Origin of the sequence: Heliobacterium mobile, from assembly GCF_009720735.1 — a bacterium.
GTDB classification, from domain to species: Bacteria; Bacillota; Desulfitobacteriia; order Heliobacteriales; family Heliobacteriaceae; genus Heliobacterium; species Heliobacterium mobile.
In genome coordinates, this window is record NZ_WNKU01000007.1 from 61,578 (window position 1) to 86,189 (window position 24,612).

Below are 24,612 nucleotides of genomic sequence, written 5' to 3' on the forward strand. Positions count from 1 at the left end.
TCGTTATCCCTTTTCCCGAATAATATGTAATGGGAGGAGGGATGATTGATGACACTGAAAAAGCGGGACGACTACGACCATCCGGTTTTTCGCATTCAGGAAGAGATGAACAAACTCTTCCGGCAGATGTTTCAGGAACCCTTTTTCTCGAACGATTTCTTTCATGCCTTTGAAGGCAAAGGCTGGCTGCCACGGCTCAACCAGATGGAACAGCCTGATGAATATGTCATCGAGGCAGAGATCCCTGGCATTGATCCAAAGACAGTAGAAATCCAAATCAATGGAAATATACTCACCATCAAGGGAGAAAGGCGAGCCGAGTTAGAGCGAAAAGATCGCAATACGCACATCGTGGAAGGAACTTATGGCGCTTTTCATCGCTCTGTCGTCTTACCCGGTAACGCTGATTTCGACAAAATCACCGCTGCCGGCAAAAATGGGATGCTCCACATTCGCATTGGAAAAAAACCGGAAGAGAAGCCCCGCATCATCAAAATAAACAGTTAAAATCGCCCTGAGATAAAGGGCGATTTTTTTGTTCAAAGGGTTCTATTGTAAACTGATTTTTTTCATATGGTTGACAGAAGGCGTCCTTCTAGATACAGTTATTTTGTCAACTACATAATTCAGAATGGTTTACAATAAAGGAGGTTGTTTGATCGACATGTCCAATCTGACTCCCCGGGACATGAGTCTGGTGGCTCTTTTTGCGGCGTTGACCGCTGTCGGTGCTTTTATCAAAGTCCCTGTTCCTTTCGTACCCTTTACTTTGCAGTATCTCTTTGTAGCCATGGCCGGTATCTTGCTGGGCTCGCGGTTGGGACTGACCAGCCAAATCCTCTACATCGCGATTGGTCTTTTAGGAGTGCCTGTCTTTGCTGAGGGCGGAGGACCGGCTTATGTGCTGAAACCTACCTTCGGCTATCTGATCGGCTTTGCCCTAGGGGCCTATGTGATCGGCCTGTTGTCAGAGCGGCTGGCGGAAGCCCAAAAGGGCCGTCTGTTTCTCTCCGTTTTGGCCGGCCTCGCTGTCATCTACGGAATGGGTGCGCTGTACTTGTATGGAATCATGAATTATGTCACTAACTCTCCCATATCGGTAGCGAATACAGTGCTCTATGGAATCCTGCTGCCCCTGCCCGGGGACATTTTCCTGAGTGGAGTCGCCGCCTTCCTGGGACTGAAAGTGTGGCTGTTCCGTCGCACCGCCGAAGGGGTACAAGAGGCTTCGCAATAAGGGGAGAGATAAGAGTGGCGACAGGAATCTTCATCACCGGTACTGATACAGGTGTCGGCAAAACGGTAGTAACGGCAGCGTTGACGAAGGTCTTCAACGATGGAGGCATATCGACGGTGCCCTGTAAACCGATTCAAACAGGGGCAGCGAAAGTCAAGGGAGATTGGTATCGGGAAGATGTAGCCGTCTACAGACAATTTGTCTCCCTTCCATGGACCGATGCCGAATTATGTCCCCTTTGCTACGAGCATCCTCTCGCACCGGCCCAGGCTGCTGAACTCGAGGAGCGGCCTGTCGATCTGGCAGAAGTTCATCGAGCATACCGGCAATTGGCTAAAAGGCACCCCTTAGTGTTGGTGGAAGGCGCTGGTGGCTTAGCCGTCCCTGTCTCTGGACCCGAGTTTACCATGGCTGATTTGGCCCTCCAGTTGCAGATTCCGGCGATCATCGTGGCTCGAGCGGGGTCGGGAACGATCAATCATACCGTACTGACCGTTCGCTATGCTCAGGAAAAAGGTTTGCCTGTTCTCGGCATCATCTTCAATGAAGTATCGGAAACTCCCTCCCTAGCGGAGGCGACAAGCCCGGCCGTGATTGCCCGTATGACCGGCTTGCCCATCTTGGCCTGCCTGAGGCGCATCGATGGTTCAATAGAACTTGCAGAGAACAGGGAATCCCTTTGCCGTGAGTTGGCTGAGCAAATGAACCTTTTAAAGTTGATGAAGGAAGCAAAACAGTGGCAAAGGTAACAACTGTTTGCATACAACTTTCAGAGCATTACGATGACTAGCGGGCAATGTACGATAAAGGAAGTTCCCGTCCTGAAGAAATCGATACAGACTCTAGGTAGGAAACTAAAAAAAGGCCGACCCCGTTCTTTTGGGGGTCGGCCCTTTAAGTTACCTGGCAAATCAATGTTACATATGCACTTTTGATTGCAGCGATTCGGTAAGAATCCGTAGATTTGAAAAATCCTTTTCCAACTCAGTGATTTTGTTGAAAATAACTCCCATAAAGTCGGAGTGCTTTTCAATAATGCCGCCTGTTTGGTTTACGCCTGTCTCTATCTCCTGCATCCCTTGACGAATGCTCTTTAATATCAACTCAATCTTCCGGGCCGATTCCACGCTGACCCCGGCGAGTTTTCGCACTTCCTCGGCGACGACAGAAAAGCCGCGGCCATGCTCCCCGGCGCGGGCGGCTTCGATGGCGGCATTCAATCCGAGTAAGTTGGTTTGATTCGCCACGTTCCGAATAAAACCGAGAATTTGGTCCGTTTCCAAGACCTTGTTCTTGGAGTCGACCGATGTAGAGAGCAATCCTTTCGACGTGGTTAGGAGATTGTCCATCTGGTCGGCTACGCTTTGAACATTTTCAGAGAGGCTCAGCATATTCTGGTGCATGTTTTTCGAGAGCTCGTCTAATTGACGGGCACTAGACATCGTCTGTAAACGCTGATAGCCGATTCTCGACAAGGCATTGGCCACAATATAAAGAAGCTCTGCCGCAGCTCGGATGCTTTCTTCAGGAACGATGCGCACTTTTGCAAGAGCCTTTATATACTCGTCGGGGTTAATTCCCAATTCACGAGCCAACTGGCGAAGCTTTTGTTCATCGGGGCGTACCGGCAGTACCTGGCCGCCCAGCATTGCACCGAGCTGTTTGCCTCCCACCACGATAGGTGCTGCAAAATCCATAAGTCCACCGTGACAATAATAGATCGCCGGTTTTCCGCTCTGGGCGGCTTCTCGTCCGCCTTTGAGATCGCACTCGTTGCAGCGACGAAGCCCTTCCGGAGTTTTTCGAGTAAGATTCATGCAAAAATCAGTGAAGTTACTCGGACGGGTGATGGGACCTTGCAGATCGACCGTAATGCTAGCCATCCCTGTGGCCGCAGAAAAAGAGTCTTGAAAGCGCTGCAGCAAATCAATATCGATGAGATCTTTAAGGCCATAGTTTTCTAATACCAAATCCATAGTAACACTCCTGCTAATAAAATCAGCAACTTTAAAATTGCGATTACAATCACTTGCTCAATATTTCGACGATAGTCTTGCGAATCCTTCCATCGCTAGTGCTTTTTCTTCACGAATAGGAAAAGACAAGAGGTAACGATGGAAAATTGGATAGAAATATGCTGAAAAGAGAATAATCTTTAATAAGTCTATAACCTGGTTTGGCCGGAAAGGAAAAAACGATGGATAGACGAAAAAAGATGGTCGCCGCCGTTGCAACAATTCTATTGCTGTCGGGATTGATCGCACTGACACCGCTGCGGCAAGCGACAGCCGATTTTCTCTCCCGCTTCCGGGTGCAGCGGATGGAAACGGTAAAAATCACACCGGAACAATTGCAGCAGATGGGTCAAGCGATCCAATCACAGACTGGAGAAATCAATTTACAGCAGTTTGGGAAAGCCGATATCATTCAGAAACCGGAACAGAAAAAAGTATCGCTCGCCGAGGCGCGCAACCAACTCCCATTTAGCATCCGCCAACCGACTTATTTACCGCCAGACACGGGCTTAACTGAACCTGTCCAAATGCATCAGGAGGGGACGGCAGAGTTTCAATTGAACGTTCCGCAGGTGAACCAACTGCTGCAAAGTCTGGGAGCAAAGACATTGTTGCCGGAAGACGTATCAGGGAAAGTCTTTCGCATTCGCATACCATCAGGCCTGCGAATGGAATATATACAGCCGGACGGACAAAAAGTCTTTGCCCTTAACCAATTTGACAGCCCGGAGGTGACCGTTCCAGAGGGAGTCGATGCCGATGCACTCCGGTCGGCTCTGCTCGATTTACCCATCTTACCGACAGAACTTCGTACCCAACTGTCTGCCATCGGTGACTGGAAAAACACGATGGTCGTGCCTTACGCCGAAGACCGTATGGAAAAAGTGACCATCAACGGTGTGGAAGGCCTTTACGCACAAAACCTCCATATGGGACGGAGTTTTCTCTTCTGGGTGGACAAGGGGATTCTCTATCAAATCGACGGCTCCTTAGATAAAGCGGGAGCTCTTAAAGTGGCTCAATCACTCAAATAAACAGGAAATTGGAGAATCAGAATGTGGTGACCTTTTTTGCTGGCTATCGAGACAGAAAAATTGACCAAAACCTATTCCGGCCGCGGCGGCTGCCGGGATATCTCCTTGGCTGTACCCCAGGGCACTGTTTTCGGTTTGCTCGGACCCAACGGCGCGGGCAAAAGTACCTTGGTCAAGATGCTTGTGGGATTGCTTCACGCTACTTCCGGCCAGGGATGCATTCTCGGACGACCTTTCACCGATTTGTCTGTTCGACGGAAAGTCGGCTTTCTTCCGGAAAACTTTCGCTACCATGACTGGTTGACCGGAGAAGATTTACTTCGCTTTCATGGTGCCCTGTTCGGACTATCGTCGGCGGAAGTTCGCGCCCGTATTCCGGTAGTCTTAGGCCAAGTGGGCATGACAGAACAGGCCTCTCAACGGGTCGGAAGGTATAGCAAGGGGATGCAGCAGCGCATCGGTCTGGCTGTCGCTCTTTTGCCCGATCCGGAATTGCTCTTTCTCGATGAACCGACGTCTGCCCTCGATCCTATTGGCCGCAAAGAAGTACGGGAACTGCTGGAGCGCTTGAAAGGGCAGGGGAAAACGGTTTTTCTCAACAGCCACTTGCTCAGTGAATTGGAGACCCTCTGCGACCAGATCGCTATCATCAAGCAAGGTCGCCTCGTCTACCAAGGCGATTGGCGTGAATTGGCTCGGCACTCGTACCAAACGAGAGTGGTTGTCGGGGATGTGATACCATCCCAACTTACGGGTGCCGGGGAGGCGGGATTTCAACTGCTGTCTCAGCGGCGATTAGGCCTGGGGAGCGGTTTGGAGGCTGCAGCAAGGAGTGAAGGTGGGTCTGCGACCGACCGGTTACGGCATGAACTATTGTTTCACATCCCAGAACAATATTTTATTCCTAAGCTCGTTCAATCCTTGGTCGCTTCTGGAATCGACATCTTCGAAGTGACTCCGCAAGAGGATTCGCTGGAGAAGCTGTTTCTTCAGCTTGTCACGCAAGAGGAGGGTCCTTCGCAGTAACTACATGGGATGTTTTCACCTTCAAGCATAATCGCTTGTTCGTTAATTTAGGATAGTTTCGAAAGAGGGAGCCTCTTTGTTTATCTTGGCACGCTTGACCTTTGCCGAAGCCGCCCGCAAGCGGATCTTCCTCGTCATCCTTTTCTTGTCCCTGGCTTTTTTTCTTCTTTACGGAATCGCCCTTGATTTTGCTTCCCAGGAACTGATGCGGCTAAACGCTTTACGAGGCCGTCAGCCAGTCATTCAACAGATTGTGGGAAATCAATTGTTAGGATCGGGCATGTATTTCGCCTCTTTCCTGCTGGCCTTGCTAGCACTCCTGGCCAGTGTCGGAGCTGTCGCCTCGGAGATCGAAAACGGTTTGCTTCATGCGATTGTTTCGAAACCGATTCCTCGTTCATCGATCATCCTCGGCAAATTTCTCGGCTATGGTTCTATGTTGATCAGCCTAGGCCTGCTGTTGTTCGCCGGTATCGTGGCTTTGAATCGGCTGTACAACCCTCAAATACTGAGTCTCCTCACACCGGTTCATCTCGTCTATGGGGCATTGATCTTTATCCTCCAGCCGCTGGTGTTGCTCGGTCTGTCTGTGGTCTTTGGAGCGGCGCTGCGAACCCTTACCGCCGGGGTCATCGTGACGGTCCTGTACGTGTTGGGAACGGTCGGTGGTTTTTTAGAGCAGGTCGGTGGTTTGGTACAGAAACCGTCTTTAGTCAATCTGGGGATTGCCATCAGTTTGCTCATCCCTAGCGATGCCTTGTTTCGAAAACTGATGACGGTCCTTACCGTCGCTCAGGAAAATCCTCTCGCCTCTTTGTCATTAGGGCCTTTTGGCGTCGCTGTACCGCCTAGCAACTTGATGATCATCTATACACTGTTATACTTGATGGCATGCGTAGGACTGGCGCTGTACAACTTTCATAAAAAGGATTTGTAAAGCGTAAACAGATGGAAGGAATGTGACGACCGATCGCGAATAAAGATAGCGTATAAAATAGCAAAGAACAAAGAATCCTTTGCTGTTCATTCTCGTGGACCATGGAAAAACGTCTTTCACTTGCAAGAACTTCAGAATTGTTTTTCTCGGTCCCCGCCTCTGCGGGGACTTCTCCTATCTTTCGGTAGGGAAAGAAGGTAACAGGGTGTCAAAGGTTATTCCGATCCAGAGGCGAACGAATCACCGGGGAGAACTGTCGAGCGAGAGATTTGTCGGCGCTTTTGCTCAGCCGGAGAACCGCTGGTTCCACTCCACCTTTAACTTCCGCGCTGCTTGGCAGGGAAAAGGCAAGATGTTACAGGTCTGCCTCGGGCAACTGAGTTTTAATCCCATGGATACGGCCTTTTTGCTCTGGCAGGATATGTCCCGGCAGGAGTGGCAGTGCGGATGCGGACAGGGGAATGAGGTACCTGTCAACTGCGAGGACATCGGCTGTGCCGTCCAGTCGATGCTGCGATACTGGAAAACGGTGGAGGGAAAAGAGTCCAGTACTGCCGATATCGTGGAACAATTCTGGCCTGATTTGGGTCGGCTGATCGACGGAGTCGGTTCGTTGGCGTCGCTGTCAGTGGAGAAGAGCCGGCGGCTTCTACATAAACTGCGTCCTTCGAAGCTGGCCGCAGAAGATATCATTTATACGTATCTTCAGGCCCGTCAAAATATCGACTTCGAATTGGAGCAAGCCCTTTGGGTCGACGGCTTAACAAAGGTGGAAGAACCTTGGTGGGTGACCCAAGAACGATACATAAAGGAAGAAGATCTACCCATTAAGGAAAGGATCGCCCCCTGGCGTTTATATGCCCGTATGCGAGGTCGCATGGATCAAAAGCCGACATTGATTCCAGGCGATGAAGATACGATGCAGCAGGTAGTCAATCACATGGTCGACGACGTCATCAATACAGCGCTCGTCGTCCCTTGGAAATCGGAAAAAGTAAAAATTCAACCCCGTATGTTGGATGCCGGCTCCTTAGATTCCGATGAACGGCGACGATACGAGGTGGAATGGTTAAAAAGCTCAGTTGTCGAAAAACCGGTGCTTTTGGATATACTCGGGCCGCCTTGGCAGCAGACGACACTCTATATCACTGTTTCCCGGCTTGGAAGGCAGTGGTGGCTTTCCCACGTCGATTGGGCAGAGCCTCAGTACTTAACGATGGTCGAAAAAGTAAATAAAGTGAAAGAACCTTTCTTTTTCCGGGTCTATGAACTAGGCAAAAACGTACAGATGGTAACGAACCGTCTCGACAGTGATCAGGAACTCTTTTGCCCGATGGTACGAATCAATGATTACTGGGAAGAACGGACACTCCTTTGGAAAAGTAGGATTGATGAAGGCCAAGACAAGCGGTGTACCTTTTATCTAATTGGCCATGAACTGGTGATGGTCTGCGATGATGACAGCAATCTGAACATATGGGAACGACGGCTATTTTCTCGAGCCACTGTGCCTGTACGCCGAGGGCGGTTACCCCTCTGGCTGAAGACTGCCTTTACGGAACGGATGCGAACAATCCAGGCATCCTCTTTTGACGAGTGGAGCCGTTTATTTCGGAAAACCTTATCCTTTTTATCGATGGAGCTTTTAGAGTTGTCGAAAGAGTGGTGGCCCCGGTCTGAAGAATCTCTGGCACAACCGGAAGTCTACTGGTCGCTTGTACTTCGGGCCTGGAGCGAATGGCTCAATGATGGGGAGCCTGCAGAATTGGCGAATGCCGTATTTTTACTCGGTCATCACTTAGGCACGTCACCGGAACAACTTCTTCACCCCCATCATTCCGCCCGGGGACTGCTGTTGGAGTTTTTGACGGTCGCTTTGCCTCCAGAACAACAACCGCCGGGATTGCGTCATGAGTTGGATTTACTCCATCCGCCCTTGGCCCGAGTCCTTAAAAAATGGTTTGAACAGCCGTTTGGACTTTACCAGATTGTCGAATGGCGATCGGAAGGCACTTGCTGGATCGTCGACCTCCTCCGAGACCGTGGACAGGAGATCGAATTACGGAGCTATTTCGAACCGCCTCAAGCAGGAAAGGGAATGGTAGCCCGGCTTCTCCCGATGGAAGGACAGCGGTATTGTCTCTTGGGTTGCTTGGAGGTCGATCCGTCTCACTTACCTCTGCTGAAAGAGCGCATGGTCAGCCTGCATCATGAACTGGAAGTCGACTGTGACGAATATCTGCCGGAGGCAAGTTGGCGCTTTCTTGGAGAAGTCTTACAAATGCTCCCGTCGAGCGGTCAATACCCGATAAAAGAGCCTCGCCTCGCGACTCGAAAAGAAGTTTGCCTGTCATAAAAAAACAGAGTCTCTTCTCTTCAAAAGGAGAAAGACTCTGTTTTTTTTTGCATCGTCAAAGGATTAACTGATACAGGCTGCCACCACTAAACCGAGGGTTATGAAGATGCCCGCCACGATCCAGGCGACGGCCATATTTCCCTTGCGAAGTTCCTCTCGGACGGGAAGTTTTGGCGTCAGCCATTCGAAGATGAGGTAACTGCCCATCATTAATAGCGACCCGAAGATGCCCCAAACGATAGTTTCCGCTAAGGTATCATTGTGAGAAATTGCAGACCAGAGGATGATCCCGAGCCCAACCATCTGAGAAAAAAGGGTGATGCCTACGGCTGCGTTCCCTTTATGAATCTCTTCTGCGTCGTTGTATGGGGTAACCCAGAAAAAGAAACGTACCATAGCGAGCATCAGTGCCGCCGAGACGGCGAAATAGAGCAGAGCATTCAGAAAATTTTCTATCGCCAAAGGAAATATCCCTCCCTGACGTTAATCCGGTTGAACGAGTGTTGGCGCCCAACAGACCTCTTGGGCCGTGACAATTTTCGGGCTAAGGCGGGTGTAAAAGCCAGCTAATTCGTCAAACAGGCAAAATGTGCCGATCGTCGGGAGCAGGGAACGTTTGCGGATGCGACCGTTTCGCATGGCTGGAAAGAGGAGGGGTTCGGCATCGACACGTTCTTGATAAACTACGTCACCTTGCGGCAGATCGGTCATGGTCAATGCGTCACAGTCGATAATCCCCAGACCTTCCCGGTTGTGCAGCGGTTTGATCATGACGGGACGGCCCAGCATCAGTTCCGGGTCGAGAGATGTGTAGGGAATATATTGTTCTATCGCTTCCTGCCGTTGGTGCGATAGTTTCGGTTTTACGAGCCATAAGAGGGCAAAGAGAGCTTTCGAATGTAAGAGAAGGGTGGAAGGAGGGTTGATCAAACGCAGCTGCCCCTTTTCCATACAATCGATGAATTGAGGACCTCCTTGATCTCGAGCGTACCATTCTACGGAATAAAAGGATTGCAGAAAATCGACGGGGGAATTGCCTACACAGAGGCGTCCCGTTGAATTGATAGAGAGGTCTCGAACGTCTCCGATGAGAACTTTTCCAGGCCCATAGGCGGCTAAATTCTCCATGAACCGCAAGGTCGATAGTTCTTCGGGATCCGATGGGAAACCCACAATGGCCGTCACCGAATCGGCCTGTCCGCCCTGCCGGACGAAAGAATCGCGTAAACTCCGGCGGAGGGTCTCATCGAGAGATTCATTTGGATCGGAAAGGGAACGATGATAAGTTCGGGCTACCTGAGGCTGCATGAGGCAAGATTCAACCAGCCCGAAAGGGGTCTCGCTGTTAAACTCCAGCAGTTTCGGCCCTTGAACAGTCCAGTACCAGTCAAAGCGGCCCAAGGCTGTCAGCCAAGGCAGGCGTTGCCGTAAACAGTGAGCCTGCAGCGATTCGGGGATACCCAGAAAATCCAGCAGATCGGGATGACCTTCGATCACCTCTTGAACCGTGTGCAGCAGATCGACTACCTGTTGGTGGGCACTGAGAAAGCGGCGATGCTCCTCGGAAGACATCACCAGGGCGTGCAAATTGTAAAAATGCTGCCCTCGCCCATCAAAGCTCCAGGTAAAGCCGAAAGCTTCTTCATAGCGGGCCACGTCCTCTTCCCAACGGTCCAAGTAAGCTTCTCGATCATCAGGCAGAATCGGGAAAAGCTGCATCGATGGACTCCTTCCAGTGATGAAATGATGCTAGAAGAGCAAAGGCCCCTGATACTCAGGCTTGCGGAACTCAAAATGGGGCCGATTGCCTGCCGATTCAGGATGGAACAAGCAGAGGTAAGCTAGACCCATGGCGCAAAGCCCTTCCGCGAGGAGGACGGCCGTTTCTTCATCGGTGACTGTCCAGCGCTGCAACAGCCACTGCGTCAGCGCTGCTTCCACCGTGGGAGCTGTCGGTTCCTTCATCTTGTATTGACCTGTTGTTTCGGGTAGTTGAACCAGCCAGTGCTCTTCCCGGCTGTTTTGCTCAGGATAATAAGTAATCAGATAGGGCTGTTGTTGTACTTCCAGATAGCCGAGTACTCCTTCCACGGCATCGGCGGACAAAGGAACGGAACGGTTCTCTTGCAGGGAAGCGATAGCTTGGGCGGAGTCGATAAAAAGTAACATGGGCGACCTCCTCTTTCAATTAACCGCCTGAGGACGAACTTCCTGATCCGGAACTGCCTCGAGCACCAGACGAAGAAGATCCGAAGCTGGACTTCGAACCGCCGGAGCCAAAGATGCTGCCCGATGAGCTGCTGGAACTTCCGCTCGATTTCCGCACTACATTGCCAGTCCCTTGAGAGGTTGTCGGTTTCACATAACCGGGATTGCTATTCCAGGATGGCGGGTGTTTTGCTCCCGTATAAGGCACGTAAGTTCCGTTTTTGCGAGAAACCATGGTAGCCCCATCCCAAGATCCCGTGAAGGAACGGTATGGGTAATAGCTGCCGCCGTGATAGATAAAGAGGTCATCATCATCTTCTTCCTCTTCCATGACGACCCCGTCATCGGAATAGGCGGTTTGATCATCCGCAGGGGGAGGGGGATCGGAGTCACAACCAAGGGCTGTCAAAGTTAACCCCAGAATGGAGAGCACGGCAAGCGTCTTTTGATAAGGTATCCGCTTTGGTATTTCCTTTTCCGTCTCTGAATTGGCCACTTCAGGCACCGAGATCACTCCTTTCTGGGTTCAAGACGACCCAGTCGGTCTAACAGATCCTTCCTCGATAATCATATTCAATGGCATTTTTATCGAGACGGGGATATTGCGTAATAGAGGACTTGTTCGACGAAGGATTAAAAAAACCTACAAGAAAAATGAAAAACCGGAGGCCACCTGTAACAGGGTTCCTCCGGTTTGACGTACTTTGATTATTCTGCAACGGTAAATGGCAGCAGGGCAACGTGACGGGCCCGCTTGATGGCCAAGGTCAGTTGACGCTGGTGCTTAGCGCAGCAGCCTGATACACGGCGGGGAAGAATTTTACCCCGTTCCGTGATGTACTTGCGCAGTTTGCCGACTTCTTTGTACTCGACTTTTTCAATCTTGTCGACGCAGAAGAAGCAAATGCGGCGGCGGGGACGACGACCTTTCCGGCCTTTGCGTTCCGGCTTATCACCACGATCTTGCATGCGTTAAACCTCCTTTACCCTTAAAGATTGACGAATCGTACCCTTTACTTCTCGTCTTTACGGATGACGAGGAACCGGACGATGTCATCGGAAATCCGCATGACCCGATCCAGCTCGTGGGCGACAGCAGGCTCGCCTTTGAAGGTGATGAGGACATAAAAGGCCTCTTTCAACTTCTTGATCTCGTACTGGAGCCGGCGCTTTCCCCACTTGTCAGCTTTGACGATTTCGCCACCTTGTTGGGTAATGAGGTTGACGAACTTGTCGACGACCCCCTGGAAAGCTTCTTCTTCCATGTTGGGGCGGATTAAAATCATCGCTTCGTATTCGCGCACAATGGCACCTCCCTTCGGACGTATGGCCCCACCTCAAGGTGTGGGGCAGGGAGTGGCGTTTATGTTAGCCACATTTATGAAATATACCATAGAACGAAGGAGAGTGCAAGGGAAATTAGTAGAAAACCGTTTTTACGCAACTACAAAAGGTAAGTCTTTTCTATTAATCGTGCTCTCTATGGAAAATAGGTGGTGTTGGAACTACAAGAGAGGGAGTGACGAGGGAATGAAAACTAGGAGATGACGTCGTATCCGGCGTCTTCGATAGCCTCTTTGATGACGTCTACGCTGGTTTGCGTTCCGTCAAAAGAAATGGCTACTTCTTTAGCTGCCAAGTTGACTTCTGCTTTACTCACCCCGGTCAGATTGTTTAAAGCCTTTTCAACAGCCGCTTTACAGTGTCCGCAAGACATTCCTTCTACTTTCAGGGTAATGTCGGTCATGGAAAACTCCTCCTATACTTTTATGAAATGTTTATCTTAAGCCCTGTCGTAGGGCCGGACCCCCCGCAACCGCAACGCATTCGCCACGACCGAGACAGAACTGAAGGCCATGGCCCCGCCGGCGATAACCGGATTTAATAAACCTGCTGCTGCCACGGGAATCCCCAAACTGTTGTAAATCATCGCCCAAAACAGGTTCTGCCGGATGTTGCTCATCGTGGCCCGGCTGAGGCGGATGGCCGCCACGATAGCTCTCAGATCGCCTGACATGAGGGTTACATCGGCCGCTTCCATAGCTACGTCCGTACCGGTGCCGATGGCCATGCCCACGTCAGCCGTTGCGAGTGCAGGCGCGTCGTTGATGCCGTCACCGACCATGGCCACCACATGGCCCTCTTCTTTGCGTTTTTTCACATTCAGAGCCTTATCTTCCGGGAGAACTTCAGCGATGACGTGGTCTATACCCGCCTGCTGGGCGATGGCTTCGGCGGTGCGACGGTTATCGCCGGTGATCATCCAGACTTGAATCCCCATCGATTTTAGAGCCGAGACAGCTTCCGCCGAAGTCTCCTTGATGGTATCGGCTACGGCGATCACTGCTGCGGCGGAATGGTCCACAGCCATAAACATAGCCGTTTTCCCTTCTGATTCCAACGTTTCGGCGATCGCTTCAAAAACGGCAAAGGGGACGTTGTTTTCTGTCAGCAGTTTACGTGTTCCCAAAAGAATGGAATGACCATCGACAGTAGCTTTGACGCCCCGGCCGGGAATCGCCTGAAAAGATTCGGCATCGGCCAAGGAGGGGGTTGCTTGCTGAGCGTTTTTTACGATCGCTTCGGCCAATGGGTGTTCAGAAGATTTTTCCGCTTGGCCGGCCCACTGCAGCAGCGTTGCCTCTTGACCGATAAAGTCACCGAGTACGATGAAATCAGTCAGTTCCGGTTTCCCTTTCGTAATCGTGCCTGTTTTGTCGAGAATGACAGCGCTGATCTTGTGAGCCTTCTCCAGGTGCTCCCCGCCCTTGAAGAGAATGCCATTTTCCGCGCCTTTCCCGGTGCCCACCATGATCGATGTCGGCGTGGCTAGCCCCAAGGCACAAGGACAGGCGATGACCAGAACGGCGGTAAAGTTGAGCAGTGCCCGGGTAAAGTTCCCCGGTTCGAGCAGGAAGTACCAAAGGAGGAAGGTGACGACGGCTAACGTCACGACAGCCGGCACGAAGTAGCCGGATATCTTGTCAGCCATGCGCTGAATCGGGGCTTTAGAACCTTGGGCCTCTTCGACGACGCGGATGATTTGGGCGAGAGCTGTATCCTTGCCCACTTTGGTGGCTCGGAACTTGAAGCTTCCGTGCTTATTGATCGTCGCTCCGATGACGGCGTCACCGGGTTTTTTATCGACAGGTAAGCTTTCCCCAGTCAACATGGATTCATCTACGGCGGACAAGCCTTCTTCCACGACGCCGTCGACAGGTATTTTTTCGCCAGGCCGAACGATAACCCTATCGCCCGCCATGACCAACTCGAGGGGAATATCCATCTCCCTGCCGTCACGGACGACGCGGGCTGTCTTCGCTTGTAACCCCATCAGTTTTTTGATGGCTTCCGATGTCCGTCCCTTGGCCACAGCCTCTAAAGTCTTACCGAGCAGGATCAGGGTAATCAGGATAGAGCCTGTTTCATAATAGACATGGTGGACATGGGGAGAGAAAAAGGTAAAGTAGACGCTATAGATGTAGGCGGCGGACGTACCTAAGGCGACCAACACGTCCATGTTGGCGCTGCTGTTTTTCAAAGCCTTGTAGGCGCCCCGGTAGAACTGCCAACCGACGCCGAACTGAACCGGTGTCGCCAGGAGGAATTGCGTGTACTGGGACGTCAGCCAGTAGGGAAGGACAAAGCCGCTCATCTCAGCGATCATGATCAGCAGCATCGGAAACGACAAGAGGGCCGAGAGACCAAAGAGAAGCCATTGGCGGCGAAGGCGTTGCTCTCGCTCGGCCTGTTCCCGGTCGGTCCCTTCAGCGTTTTCGACCAGTCGAGCTTGAAAGCCTAAAGTGAGGATGGCATTGATGATCTCAGCGTTTCCCAGCTCACCGGGGTAGTACTGGATGACTGCTTTTTCCGTAGCTAAATTGACCGAGGCAGTAATGATGCCGGGCAAGCGGTTCAGCTTTTTTTCGATCCGTGCCGCGCAGGCAGCACAAGACATGCCGCCGACGGAGAGCTCTAATCGCTCTGTCGGCACCCCAAAGCCGAGGTCGTTGATTTTTTGCACAAAGGCATCAATACCGGTCTGACGGGGATTGAACTCGACAGTCGCTTTTTCCAGGGCCAAGTTCACATTGCATTCCAGCACGCCTGGAATCTTGCGTAAACTTCGCTCAATCCGGCTCGAACAGGCGGCACAACTCATGCCGGTCACGGGAAGGGTCACTCGAACAGACGACCCGATCGGTCTCTTTGGATCTTTTTGTACGGTTTCCGTTGTCTGTTCTGGTGCAACCGCACAAGCAGATTTACTGCAAGATTTCGATGAATCTGTCCCATTTGACATTTTTGAGTCCTCCCTTCAACTATCGAATGGAGGGGAGCCATTCTTAAAAAATGAAATCTTACGTCAAAAAATATAAGGTGAAATCTGGGGTGTAATGACGGAGCGAGCGATTTGGGCGGAGCGGCGTCGTGAGCGAAAGTTGCGAAGCGGAAAAAGCGCGCTACGGTTCACATGCAGAAAAACCCAGAGGTTTGGCGCGCCCGCGGAGCAACCGAGCAAACAGCCGCGGAGCCCTTAGCGAGCGGAATCATTACACCCCGATTCAGCACAATGTTCCACCAAGTGAAAGATTAGTCTGTTACTTCATAAACCGATCCAATACATCGATCAGTTCATCGACCATCTCATCGCCTCGGTTTTCCTTGATGGCGGACGTCACACATCCCCGGGTATGACTGTCGAGAATGGAAAGGCCCACTTTTTGCAGTCCTGCCCGAGAGGCGCTGATCTGTAGAAGGATATCGACACAGTATCGGTCGTCTTCAATCATTTTAGTGATTCCCCGAACTTGACCTTCCAGGCGGCGCATGCGGTTGAGCAAATCCTGCTTGTTCCGTTGAGACACCATGGAGTGAGCGTTCTTTTCCATCGCTCAATCCTCCTTGCTATTTACCATACCCCCCGTAGGGTATCTAGTGCGAATTTACTCCAAAATACATAAGATGTCAACAGATACTTTTGCCCAAAGGATCCACAAGGAATTCCTGTTTCCAAAAAGGAATCCGCCCATAAGCAGCGAAATACAACAATTACTAAAAAAGCATTGAACGATGAATCAGCGACGCAGGGGGGCAGCGAATGGGGCACGAAAGAGATCGAAAAGAAGATGACCATGGGGAAAAGGATATTTTCCTCGTAAGCACGAATATATGTAACCGACAAATCCCCTTGGCCCATAAAACATCTGGCATCTTGGACACAACATTTGCGTTTTACAAGAAATCGACAGGCGCAAGTCAGTCTATTGTGTCCCCATGCATAAAGGCAGGTTTTTCCTCATGACAGCGACAAAAGTTTTTCGTTTTGCCAGTTGTCTCGGAAATATTGAAAAAGCAGTGGAGCAAATCCTTGATGAGGTGCGAACCCTCCCCTGGGAACCGATGGATTTGGACTTTATCAAACTCGCATTGATCGAAGCGCTTGTAAACTCTGTCGTCCATGGGAACAAGGAACATCCGGACAAATGGGTGACTGTTTGTTATGGGGTGGTCGGAGGACGCTTTCTGATGGAAGCGACCGACGAAGGCCCTGGCTTTAATCCTGACGTTCGAAAAGACTACGACCTGCTGAGTGAGACGGGACGAGGCTTGCTGCTCATCCGAGCGGCGATGGATGAAGTCACTTTTAATCAAAAAGGAAATTCTATCCGTCTGGTTAAATTTATCCCTCAGGCAGCGAGTTCTTCCATGGAAGCGAACTGTCTGCGGGGGGACGGGGCTTTCCCATTACGAAAGGAGGAACAGTGAACATGAGCGAACTGAGAGTAGATTCAGGAGAAATACAACTCGTCGTTTTTAAATTAGGAACGGAAGAGTATGGTGTTCCCATTACACAGGTACAAGAGATCAACCGGTTGATTACACCGACGAAAATTCCCCAAGCGCCAAGCTTTGTCGAGGGGATTATCAACCTGCGGGGGAATATCATTCCCATCATCGACTTGAAAAAGCGCTTTGGCCTCGCCCTGGAAGAATACACGGCAAATACGCGGATCATCGTTGTCAATGTAGGCAAACATACGGTAGGTATCATCGTCGATGCCGTCACTGAGGTGCTGCGATTAGCTACCGTTTCTATTGAGCCGCCGCCGCCGATGATTTCCAGTATTGCCGTCGATTACCTGAAAGGTGTCGGCAAGGTGGGCGAGCGTTTGCTGATCCTCTTGGATTTGGACAAAATTTTGACAGAACGGGAACAGGCCCAATTGGCCGGAGCCCTTTAAAGCAAGCAAACCAAAACCCTGTAGTATAAGCAGGGTTTTGGCTTTTATGCTTAGGTTATACTATTCTCAAGATGAAATACATACGAAACGGAGCGACGACTCTGTGGAACCGATGGCTATCGGCTGTGACATTGTGGAAATTGCCCGCATTCGGGAGGCGGCGGAACGGCACCCACGCTTTGTAGAGCGGGTTTTTTCCACGGCCGAGATCGTGGAGTGCCGGCAAAAAACCAATCCCTGGCCTTCCTTTGCCGCCCGTTTCGCCGCCAAGGAGGCCGTTATCAAAGCCATGCCGGGTGATTTCGTTCCCCCGTTGACGGAGATGGAAATTCTGAAGGATACGACGGGAAAACCGCAAGTGCATTTTACTGGCCTCACTGCAGAATATGCGGCCAAGTCGGGATGGAAACGCTGGGCTGTCAGTTTGTCTCATGAACGGACCCATGCCATCGCCACCGTGATCGCTTGGGGCCGGCCAGAGGAGGGGACAAACGAATGCGACTGGTAACAGCGGCGGAAATGGGCCGTCTCGATGCCCGGGCCACTGAAGAATATGGTATCCCTTCGCTGATCCTGATGGAGAACGCCGGCATACAAGTCGCCCGGGAAGTGTCTCGCTTGCTCGCCGGGAACATCGACGGAAAACGGGTATTGATCTTATGCGGTAAAGGGAACAATGGCGGCGACGGCTTTGTGGCGGCTCGCCATCTGATCAACAACGGTGCTGAGGTCATCCTCTTTTTGCTCGCTTCGGAGCGGGATATTAAGGGTGACGCTTTGACGAACTTGACGATTTATCAGCGCATGGGCGGAAAGGTCTATTCGTTTCAAGATCCGAAAGACTTGAATGCCTTGCGCTTAGCTTTGCTGTCGGCGTCGGTAGTGGTCGATGCGATTTACGGTACTGGTTTTCGCGGGGACGTGCCGGAACTGATCGCTAAGGCCATGACCATGATCAACGAATCGGACTTGCCTGTGTTAGCCGTCGATCTCCCGTCAGGTCTGGAGGCCGATACCGGTAAAATCCCGTCGGCCTGCCTGCAGGCCAAGGTTACGGTGACCTTGGGCTTGCCCAAAGTGGGGCTGGTCGTCGAACCTGGCGCGTCAGCTGCCGGGGAAGTGGTCGTCGTGGACATCTCCATACCTGGTGAGATGATCGCCAATACTCGTATTTCCCGTGCTTTATTGACGGGGGAACTCTGCCGGAATTGGCTGAAGCGGCGGCCAGCGATGGCCCATAAAGGACACTTCGGCCATCTGCTCTTTGCCGGCGGTCAGACCGGGATGGCCGGTGCGGCTGTTCTCGCCGTCTCCGGCGCGTTGCGCTCCGGTGTCGGTTTAGTCACCGCAGCTGTACCGGAGTCGATCTATCCGTTGGTCGTCCCGCAGGTTCCGGAAGCGATGACCTGGCCGCTGCCTGCCGTCGACGGTGCCTTGACCGGCGATTCGCTTCGAGAAAAGGATTGCAGTCCCTTCAGTGCCGCCGTCATCGGTCCCGGAATGGGACGGCGGCCAGAGTCGGCCGATTTTTTACTCGCCCTCTTGGAGGCAATGAAGGGACCGGTAGTGCTCGATGCAGACGCCTTGTTCGCTATGGCCGGTCATATCGAACTGCTGGCGGCGGCACAGGGGCCGGTCATATTGACGCCTCATCCCGGCGAGATGGCTCGCTTGACAGGCCTTTCCACGGCGGAAGTGGAAAAGGACCGCCTTGAGGTGGCTACCCGCTATGCCAAGGAGTGGGGCTGTGTCATGGTGTTAAAGGGCTCTCGCACCGTCATCGCTACGCCGGAGGGTGGTCTGTACATCAACTCTACCGGCAACCCGGGCATGGCTACCGGCGGCAGCGGCGATGTACTGGCCGGGGTCATCGGGGCTCTTGCAGCCCAGGGGGTAGACGCGGTTCACGCGGCTGCTTTAGGTGTATACGTTCATGGGCTGGCCGGCGATTTGGCGGCTCGACGCTATGGTCAAGGGGCCATGAAAGCTGGCGATATTGTCGATTTTCTGCCTGAAGGATGGACCCAATTGGATCAGGCAGCGATGAATCTCGATGGAAAGCAGGTGGCTTTATGAGTTCAAAAGACTTGCGGGCTTATGACATCATGACGAAAGAGGTTTTTACGGTGTACCCGGAGACCCCTGTCAGCGAAGTCGTAAAACTGATGATCGAAAAGCGGATCAGCGGTGTTCCTGTCATCTCCAAACATGGTGCCGTACTGGGGATCATCTCGGAAGGGGATCTGCTCTTTAAAGACAAGGACTTGCGCTATCCTTCCTATATCTCTTTTCTAGGCGGCATGATTTATCTCGAGAGCCCGAGGCGTTTTGAAGAGGAATTCCGCAAATCGGTCGCCTTGAAAGCGGAAGAGATCATGACTGGTGACGTCATCACCGTGGAAGAGAATGTGCTGGTGTCTGAAATGGCCAATACCATGACAGAACAGAAGATCAACCGTCTCCCTGTCGTCGCCCATGAGAAAATCGTCGGGATCGTCACCCGGGCTGATATCATTCGAGCCCTGGCGCAGGACCTGGTTTGACAGGAGGCGCAATTTACGTTGGAAGTCGAGTTGCCGTCTTATTCGGAGTTGCAACCATTTTTTGAATCGCAGACCCCCTTTTATTCGAAGAATTATCCCCTTGACGGCCGGCCGGCCTGGTCAGAGATAAATCTAAAGGCTTTTGTCCATAACCTGCGTGTCCTGAGGCAGGTGACTCGCCGAGAGTCCAAGTTCTTGGCGGTCATCAAAGCAGACGCCTACGGGCACGGTGCCTTGCCGCTTGCTCGGGCAGCTGTACAGGAAGGGGTCGATGGTTTTGTCGTCGCCATCTTGGATGAAGGGATTCACCTGCGTCAAGGGGGTATCGACGTACCGATCCTCATCTTAGGGTATACGCCGCCCGCCGCCTGTGAGCAGGTGGTTCAATACGATCTCAGCCAAACCGTATACAGCCTGCCTGTGGCAGAGGCCTTATCTCAGGCAGCCCGGCGGCTGGGGAAAAAAGCGAGGGTCCATCTGAAAGTGGAGACGGGCATGGGACGTGTCGGCTTCTATGGAGAGGAAGCGATTCGAAACATGCTCGCCGTGGCCCGGCTCCCGGGGATTGAAGTTGAGGGGATCTTCAGCCATTTTGCCACGGCCGACGAGAAGGACAAAAGCTTCGCTCAGAGGCAGTTAGAGCAGTTTCTGGAGACGGTGGAACGGCTCCGGCAGGCAGGATTGGAGATCCCCTTGCGTCACATGGCAAACTCGGCAGGCATCATCGATCTGCCTGAATCACACTTAGAGGCGGTTCGTGCCGGTATCTCCCTGTATGGCTATTACCCGTCCGGCGAGGTGAACCGTGAACAGGTGTCCTTGCTGCCGGTGATGACCCTTAAAGCTCGCATTGTGCAGGTGAAAGAAGTGCCGGCAGGGATGCCGGTCAGTTACGGCTGTACATATCGCTGTCCTCGGCCCACCCGCATCGCCACGGTTCCCCTGGGCTATGCCGACGGAATCCCGCGAGTGCTTTCAGGCCGCATTCAACTATACGGACGGGGCGGGACATTCCCGCAAGTGGGACGGGTCTGTATGGACCATATCATGGCTGATATCGGAGAGTCGCCCTTGACCGAAGGGGATGAGGTCGTCCTTTTCGGCCGCTGGATGGAAGGAAGCGAATGGCGGCAAGCTTCCGTGGAAGATTGGTCCCAAAAACTGGGGACGATTTCCTACGAGATTCTCTGCGGCATATCGCCGCGCATCCCACGATGCTACATCCCATAATTTGGAACGGTTGGTTTGCCATGTTACGCTTGCGTCGATTGGGGTACAATTTATATAATGGAGTACAAAGGCGGATAATCCCCTGGGAGGTGCACCGTGTGCCCGAGTTAAAACGCATCCAAGTTACCTTGCCGGAAACATTGCTGAACGAATTGGACCGGGTATTGATGGCGGAAAATATGAACCGTAGTCAACTCATCCGAGAAGCAGTCAATCTCTATATGAACGAGCACAAGCGGAAGGTGTTGCGGGACCAAATGCGTCGCGGGTACATCGAGATGGCGCGGATTAACCTTGAATTGGCGTTGGAGGGCTTTGTGGCCGAAGTCGATGTGGAACGACTATTCGAGGCCAGGTTGGCCAGGTAGTCGTTATGGTTATTCGCAGAGGAGAAGTCTACTACGCCGAACTGAACCCGGTAGTTGGCTCCGAACAGGGAGGAACCCGTCCGGTACTGATCATCCAAAATGATATCGGTAACCAGTACTCCCCGACAACCATTGTAGCCGCCATTACGTCGCAGATTAGCAAGGCAAAACTCCCGACCCACGTAGAAGTCCCGGCACGCCGGAGCGGACTGGATCGGGATTCTGTTGTTTTACTTGAACAGATCCGCACCATCGATAAAACACGGTTACGAGAAAAAATCGGTGTTCTTGATGAAGAAATGATGAATAAAGTCGCGCAGGCACTGGAAATCAGTCTTGGCCTCATCGATATCTGAGAAAAAAGTCCGGGAAACACCCCCGGGCTTTCTCTTTGTCCTGGAGAAGAAAGAAATTGCGGGGGAGGGAGACCTATGTCTAAACTGCCCGTGCTGATTACGCCCTCTTTCGAACGAGGACGGATTTCTCTTCGCCATGAGTACTGTAGAGCCTTGACTGACGCAGGGCTGGCCGTCTGGCCGGTTCCTCTTGAGGCAGTCCATGATGTAGCCAGTTACTGTGACCGTATCGGGGGTTTGGTGTTATCTGGCGGCGGAGATGTCGATCCGGCTCGCTACCGGCAACAACCTCATGCCGCTGTAGGAGAAATTGATCCGGAGCGAGATGAGTTAGAGTTTTCCCTGATCGCTTATGCACTGCAGAAAGCAATCCCTATCTTGGCAATTTGCCGGGGAATGCAGGTGCTGAATGTGGCCATGGGCGGGACGCTGATTCAGGATATCCCGAAACAGCGTCCTCTGGCCCTGCGCCACGGGCAGAAAGCGCCACGCTGGTATACCTCCCACGCCGTAGAAGTGGCCGACGGGTCCCGGATGCGAGAGGTCTTTTCTTCCGGATTTGGCCGGGTCAACAGCTTTCACCACCAGGCTGTTGACCGGGTGGGAAGCAATTTACGCTCTACGGCAGTCGCTCCTGACGGGATCGTCGAAGCGATCGAAGGAACGGGGAACACTTTTATCGTCGGCGTCCAATGGCATCCGGAAGATTTATATCTTTACGAACCGGAAGCGAGAGGATTGTTCCAGCTTTTTGCCGAAGCATGTAAAGGGGAACAATGGGTAAAGGGAGAAACCGTGGAGGTTGGTGACCGTGAACCGGATTCATGTTGAGGCGATACACAAGGGGTTGATTTTGGACCAGCATATCTATACCAAAAGTGGGGCCTTGCTGCTTCCTCGGGGAACAAGTTTAAATGAGCAGCATATTCCTTACTTAAAGAATCTAGGCATTGAATATATCGAAGTCACCCCTAAATTGGCTCGAAAAAAGTTGGGCTCCTTCAGTTTAGACCGGAGCAAAGATGTCTCTGATGAAGAGACATTGGAAAGTCCTATTTTGCTGCGAGAGGCGGAAGCGACAGAAGCCGCCAAGGATCGAGACTTTTACCACTTATTGCGGGAAGACTTATCACAGATGGTCAAGCAGGCGGTGATCAATTACTCTCAAAAGGGCGGTCATGATGCCGATATCGACGCCATCACAGGTATGTTCCGAGAGCTGGTGCGAGGGCGAAATCGGATTCTCTACTTGTTGGATATCAAATCGGTAGACGGCTATACATTCCGCCATTCTGTCAATGTGGCCGTTATATCGGTGCTCGTCGGAATCACGATGGGTCTGTCTGCGGCAAGCCTTCGGAACATCGCCCTAGGCGGACTCTACCACGACTTGGGTAAGAAACGGATTCCTCCGGAAGTCCTCTGGTCTGATCGTCCTCTCGATCGGGAAAGCCGCCAGAAGATCGAAGAACATCCTCGGTTAGGCTACGAGATACTCCACCGGGATAAAGACATCCCTGAGGAAGTCGCCCTGATCGCTCTGCAGCATCAAGAGCGTATGGACGGATCGGGCTACCCAAAGAGGTTGACTGGCGATAGTGTCCATTTGTTCAGCCAGATCGTCAGCATCGCCGATGTCTATGAGGCGATGACTTCATCTCGGCAATACCGTCGCGGTTTTAACCCTGTCGAAACGGTCGAGTACCTCATGGGAGCTTCCGGCGTCTTGTTCCCGGAACGGGTCGTCAAAGCCCTGTTAAATAGCATCACTTTATTTCGGATTGGTTCGGTCATTCAACTGAGCAATAACGATTGTGGCGTGGTCATCCAGGCCAACCGTCGCCTGCCCTCTCGTCCGATCGTCCGTATTGTTTTTAATGAACACCAAATTCCACTAGACCACGAGAAGATCATCGACTTGTCTGACCCCGGAAACCTGTCTCTGTATATCATCCGGTCTTTCAACTGACTATCCTGCATCCCCCTGTCTGCCCCTCACCCCATGGGTCCTTTCACTCAAGCATCAATCGATAAGGAGCGAGTCACCATGTCTGCAGTTCTTGTTGAAGTCACCCGGGGCCCAATGGTGGAAAACCGTCACCGCGGTGCGATCATCGTTGTCGATGGAGAGGGACGCCGGGTTGCTTCGGTCGGGGAACCAGCGATGACCTTTATGCGTTCGTCCTCAAAACCGCTGATGGTACTGCCCCTGGTAGAACAGGGCGGTGCGGAGCACTTCCAATTGAGCGATGAACATCTGGCCATTTTCGCCAGTTCCCATGCGGGAGAAGACGAACACCGCCGTGTTGTCGCTGAGGCCTTGGAAAAGGTCGGATTGACCGAGGCCGCACTGTCCTGCGGGACCCATACTCCCTTTGATCGTAAAACCGCCGATGCCCTGAGGGCGGCCGGACAAAAACCGACGGTGTTGCATTGCAACTGTTCCGGTAAACATACAGGCGTTTTGGCTTACGCGAAATTCAAAGGCTTTGAACTCGCTAACTACACCGATCCCTCCCATCCGGCTGAGGTCGATATCGTAACGGCTGTCGCCGACATGGCCGGCCTAAAAACAGAAGACGTGGTGATTGGGATTGACGGCTGCAGTATCCCCGTCTACGGTATGCCGTTAGAAAACATCGCCCTGGCCTTTGCTCGCTTGGGCCTGGCCAACCATGGGTCGGAAGCGCGCCGCACTGCTTGCCAGCGCATGAGCCAAGCGATGGTCAAACACCCCTTCTTGATTTCAGGGACGGGCCGGCTCGATACGGACCTGATGAAGGTTACGGAAGGTGCGGTTGTCGCTAAAATCGGTGCTGACGGCGTCTATGCGCTGGCGGTACCGGAAAAGGGAATTGGCTTGGCCGCAAAGATCGACGACGGCAATATGAAGATGCTGGGCCCGATTGTCCTGGAGGCCTTGAGCCAACTCGGTGTCTTGACGCAAGAACAACGGGCGGCTTTGGCGACCCATGACAAGTTTGTGATCAAAAACAACGTAAAGCAAGTCGTCGGCGAGGTCCGGGCGGCCTTTACTTTGGAAGGATAGAGATTTTG

Annotated in this window: 28 protein-coding genes; 18 read left to right on the top strand and 10 right to left on the bottom strand. The window is 52.3% G+C overall.

Annotation, left to right across the window (positions count from 1 at the left end):
• The first annotated feature begins 48 nt into the window (after positions 1-48).
• The 3 genes from GJ688_RS07920 (at position 49) to bioD (ending at position 1,986) form a co-directional block, all read left to right on the top strand.
• The gene (locus GJ688_RS07920) at positions 49-507 is read left to right on the top strand and encodes an Hsp20/alpha crystallin family protein (RefSeq protein WP_155476015.1); all 459 of its coding nucleotides are present in this window, start codon (positions 49-51) and stop codon (positions 505-507) included.
• A gap of 157 nt (positions 508-664) precedes the next feature.
• Positions 665-1,237, top strand: coding sequence for a biotin transporter BioY (locus GJ688_RS07925; protein ID WP_155476016.1), 573 nt, complete (start codon positions 665-667; stop codon positions 1,235-1,237).
• A 14-nt stretch (positions 1,238-1,251) separates the two neighbouring features.
• Positions 1,252-1,986 (top strand): dethiobiotin synthase, encoded by a 735-nt coding sequence (bioD, locus tag GJ688_RS07930; protein ID WP_155476017.1) that lies wholly within the window; start codon positions 1,252-1,254, stop codon positions 1,984-1,986.
• 168 nt (positions 1,987-2,154) lie between these two features.
• Here bioD and GJ688_RS21310 read toward each other — a convergent pair whose 3' ends face one another.
• Positions 2,155-3,213 (bottom strand): PocR ligand-binding domain-containing protein, encoded by a 1,059-nt coding sequence (locus tag GJ688_RS21310; protein ID WP_155476018.1) that lies wholly within the window; start codon positions 3,211-3,213, stop codon positions 2,155-2,157.
• Between the two features lie 221 nt (positions 3,214-3,434).
• Here GJ688_RS21310 and GJ688_RS07940 point away from each other — a divergent pair, with 221 nt between their 5' ends.
• The 4 genes from GJ688_RS07940 (at position 3,435) to GJ688_RS07955 (ending at position 8,605) form a co-directional block, all read left to right on the top strand.
• On the top strand, positions 3,435-4,286 hold the full coding sequence (locus GJ688_RS07940) for a DUF4367 domain-containing protein (RefSeq protein WP_155476019.1): 852 nt from the start codon (positions 3,435-3,437) through the stop codon (positions 4,284-4,286).
• Positions 4,287-4,322: 36 nt separating this feature from the next.
• On the top strand, positions 4,323-5,312 hold the full coding sequence (locus GJ688_RS07945) for an ABC transporter ATP-binding protein (protein ID WP_155476020.1): 990 nt from the start codon (positions 4,323-4,325) through the stop codon (positions 5,310-5,312).
• 76 nt (positions 5,313-5,388) lie between these two features.
• Positions 5,389-6,249, top strand: coding sequence for an ABC transporter permease subunit (locus GJ688_RS07950; protein ID WP_155476021.1), 861 nt, complete (start codon positions 5,389-5,391; stop codon positions 6,247-6,249).
• A 205-nt stretch (positions 6,250-6,454) separates the two neighbouring features.
• Entirely contained in the window at positions 6,455-8,605 is a 2,151-nt protein-coding gene (locus GJ688_RS07955; protein WP_155476022.1) for a hypothetical protein, read from the top strand.
• Positions 8,606-8,668: 63 nt separating this feature from the next.
• Here the strand turns inward: GJ688_RS07955 and GJ688_RS07960 are convergent, their stop codons facing one another.
• The 9 genes from GJ688_RS07960 to GJ688_RS08000 form a co-directional block, all read right to left on the bottom strand.
• Entirely contained in the window at positions 8,669-9,067 is a 399-nt protein-coding gene (locus GJ688_RS07960; RefSeq protein ID WP_155476023.1) for a DUF350 domain-containing protein, read from the bottom strand.
• Positions 9,068-9,088: 21 nt separating this feature from the next.
• Positions 9,089-10,324 (bottom strand): glutathionylspermidine synthase family protein, encoded by a 1,236-nt coding sequence (locus tag GJ688_RS07965; protein ID WP_155476024.1) that lies wholly within the window; start codon positions 10,322-10,324, stop codon positions 9,089-9,091.
• A 30-nt stretch (positions 10,325-10,354) separates the two neighbouring features.
• A complete protein-coding gene (locus GJ688_RS07970) occupies positions 10,355-10,774 on the bottom strand; it encodes a hypothetical protein (RefSeq protein WP_155476025.1) in 420 nt (139 codons plus the stop codon).
• Between the two features lie 19 nt (positions 10,775-10,793).
• Complete coding sequence (locus GJ688_RS07975) at positions 10,794-11,318, bottom strand: hypothetical protein (RefSeq protein ID WP_155476026.1); 525 nt, start codon at positions 11,316-11,318, stop codon at positions 10,794-10,796.
• Positions 11,319-11,521: 203 nt separating this feature from the next.
• Positions 11,522-11,782, bottom strand: a complete 261-nt coding sequence (gene rpsR / locus GJ688_RS07980; RefSeq protein ID WP_155476027.1) for a 30S ribosomal protein S18 — start codon at positions 11,780-11,782, stop codon at positions 11,522-11,524.
• A gap of 44 nt (positions 11,783-11,826) precedes the next feature.
• Positions 11,827-12,117: a 30S ribosomal protein S6 gene (gene rpsF / locus GJ688_RS07985; protein ID WP_170291785.1), complete on the bottom strand. Its 291-nt coding sequence runs from the start codon at positions 12,115-12,117 to the stop codon at positions 11,827-11,829.
• A gap of 233 nt (positions 12,118-12,350) precedes the next feature.
• The gene (gene copZ, locus GJ688_RS07990; RefSeq protein ID WP_155476028.1) at positions 12,351-12,560 is read right to left on the bottom strand and encodes a copper chaperone CopZ; all 210 of its coding nucleotides are present in this window, start codon (positions 12,558-12,560) and stop codon (positions 12,351-12,353) included.
• A gap of 36 nt (positions 12,561-12,596) precedes the next feature.
• The gene (locus tag GJ688_RS07995; protein WP_155476029.1) at positions 12,597-15,116 is read right to left on the bottom strand and encodes a heavy metal translocating P-type ATPase; all 2,520 of its coding nucleotides are present in this window, start codon (positions 15,114-15,116) and stop codon (positions 12,597-12,599) included.
• A gap of 298 nt (positions 15,117-15,414) precedes the next feature.
• Positions 15,415-15,705, bottom strand: a complete 291-nt coding sequence (locus GJ688_RS08000) for a metal-sensitive transcriptional regulator (protein ID WP_155476030.1) — start codon at positions 15,703-15,705, stop codon at positions 15,415-15,417.
• Between the two features lie 409 nt (positions 15,706-16,114).
• Between GJ688_RS08000 and GJ688_RS08005 the strand changes: the two genes are divergently transcribed.
• From GJ688_RS08005 to GJ688_RS08055, 11 genes are all read left to right on the top strand, one after another.
• On the top strand, positions 16,115-16,582 hold the full coding sequence (locus GJ688_RS08005) for an ATP-binding protein (protein ID WP_170291786.1): 468 nt from the start codon (positions 16,115-16,117) through the stop codon (positions 16,580-16,582).
• A gap of 2 nt (positions 16,583-16,584) precedes the next feature.
• Positions 16,585-17,058 carry a chemotaxis protein CheW gene (locus GJ688_RS08010; protein WP_155476032.1) on the top strand — a complete coding sequence of 158 codons (474 nt, stop codon included), beginning with the start codon at positions 16,585-16,587 and terminating at the stop codon, positions 17,056-17,058.
• A gap of 46 nt (positions 17,059-17,104) precedes the next feature.
• Positions 17,105-17,566, top strand: a complete 462-nt coding sequence (gene acpS, locus GJ688_RS08015) for a holo-ACP synthase (RefSeq protein ID WP_155476033.1) — start codon at positions 17,105-17,107, stop codon at positions 17,564-17,566.
• Positions 17,554-19,134 carry an NAD(P)H-hydrate dehydratase gene (locus tag GJ688_RS08020; protein ID WP_155476034.1) on the top strand — a complete coding sequence of 527 codons (1,581 nt, stop codon included), beginning with the start codon at positions 17,554-17,556 and terminating at the stop codon, positions 19,132-19,134. The genes acpS and GJ688_RS08020 overlap by 13 nt, the downstream gene beginning before the upstream one ends.
• Entirely contained in the window at positions 19,131-19,601 is a 471-nt protein-coding gene (locus GJ688_RS08025; protein WP_235910850.1) for a CBS domain-containing protein, read from the top strand. The genes GJ688_RS08020 and GJ688_RS08025 overlap by 4 nt, the downstream gene beginning before the upstream one ends.
• 18 nt (positions 19,602-19,619) lie before the next feature.
• Positions 19,620-20,831, top strand: a complete 1,212-nt coding sequence (gene alr, locus GJ688_RS08030; protein ID WP_235910851.1) for an alanine racemase — start codon at positions 19,620-19,622, stop codon at positions 20,829-20,831.
• A 98-nt stretch (positions 20,832-20,929) separates the two neighbouring features.
• The gene (locus GJ688_RS08035; protein ID WP_170291787.1) at positions 20,930-21,199 is read left to right on the top strand and encodes a CopG family ribbon-helix-helix protein; all 270 of its coding nucleotides are present in this window, start codon (positions 20,930-20,932) and stop codon (positions 21,197-21,199) included.
• Positions 21,200-21,204: 5 nt separating this feature from the next.
• On the top strand, positions 21,205-21,555 hold the full coding sequence (locus GJ688_RS08040; protein ID WP_155476035.1) for a type II toxin-antitoxin system PemK/MazF family toxin: 351 nt from the start codon (positions 21,205-21,207) through the stop codon (positions 21,553-21,555).
• A 75-nt stretch (positions 21,556-21,630) separates the two neighbouring features.
• The gene (locus GJ688_RS08045) at positions 21,631-22,386 is read left to right on the top strand and encodes a gamma-glutamyl-gamma-aminobutyrate hydrolase family protein (RefSeq protein WP_155476036.1); all 756 of its coding nucleotides are present in this window, start codon (positions 21,631-21,633) and stop codon (positions 22,384-22,386) included.
• Entirely contained in the window at positions 22,367-23,524 is a 1,158-nt protein-coding gene (locus tag GJ688_RS20615; protein WP_155476037.1) for an HD-GYP domain-containing protein, read from the top strand. The genes GJ688_RS08045 and GJ688_RS20615 overlap by 20 nt, the downstream gene beginning before the upstream one ends.
• Positions 23,525-23,602: 78 nt before the next feature.
• On the top strand, positions 23,603-24,604 hold the full coding sequence (locus tag GJ688_RS08055; RefSeq protein ID WP_170291788.1) for an asparaginase: 1,002 nt from the start codon (positions 23,603-23,605) through the stop codon (positions 24,602-24,604).
• The last annotated feature ends 8 nt before the right edge of the window (positions 24,605-24,612 follow it).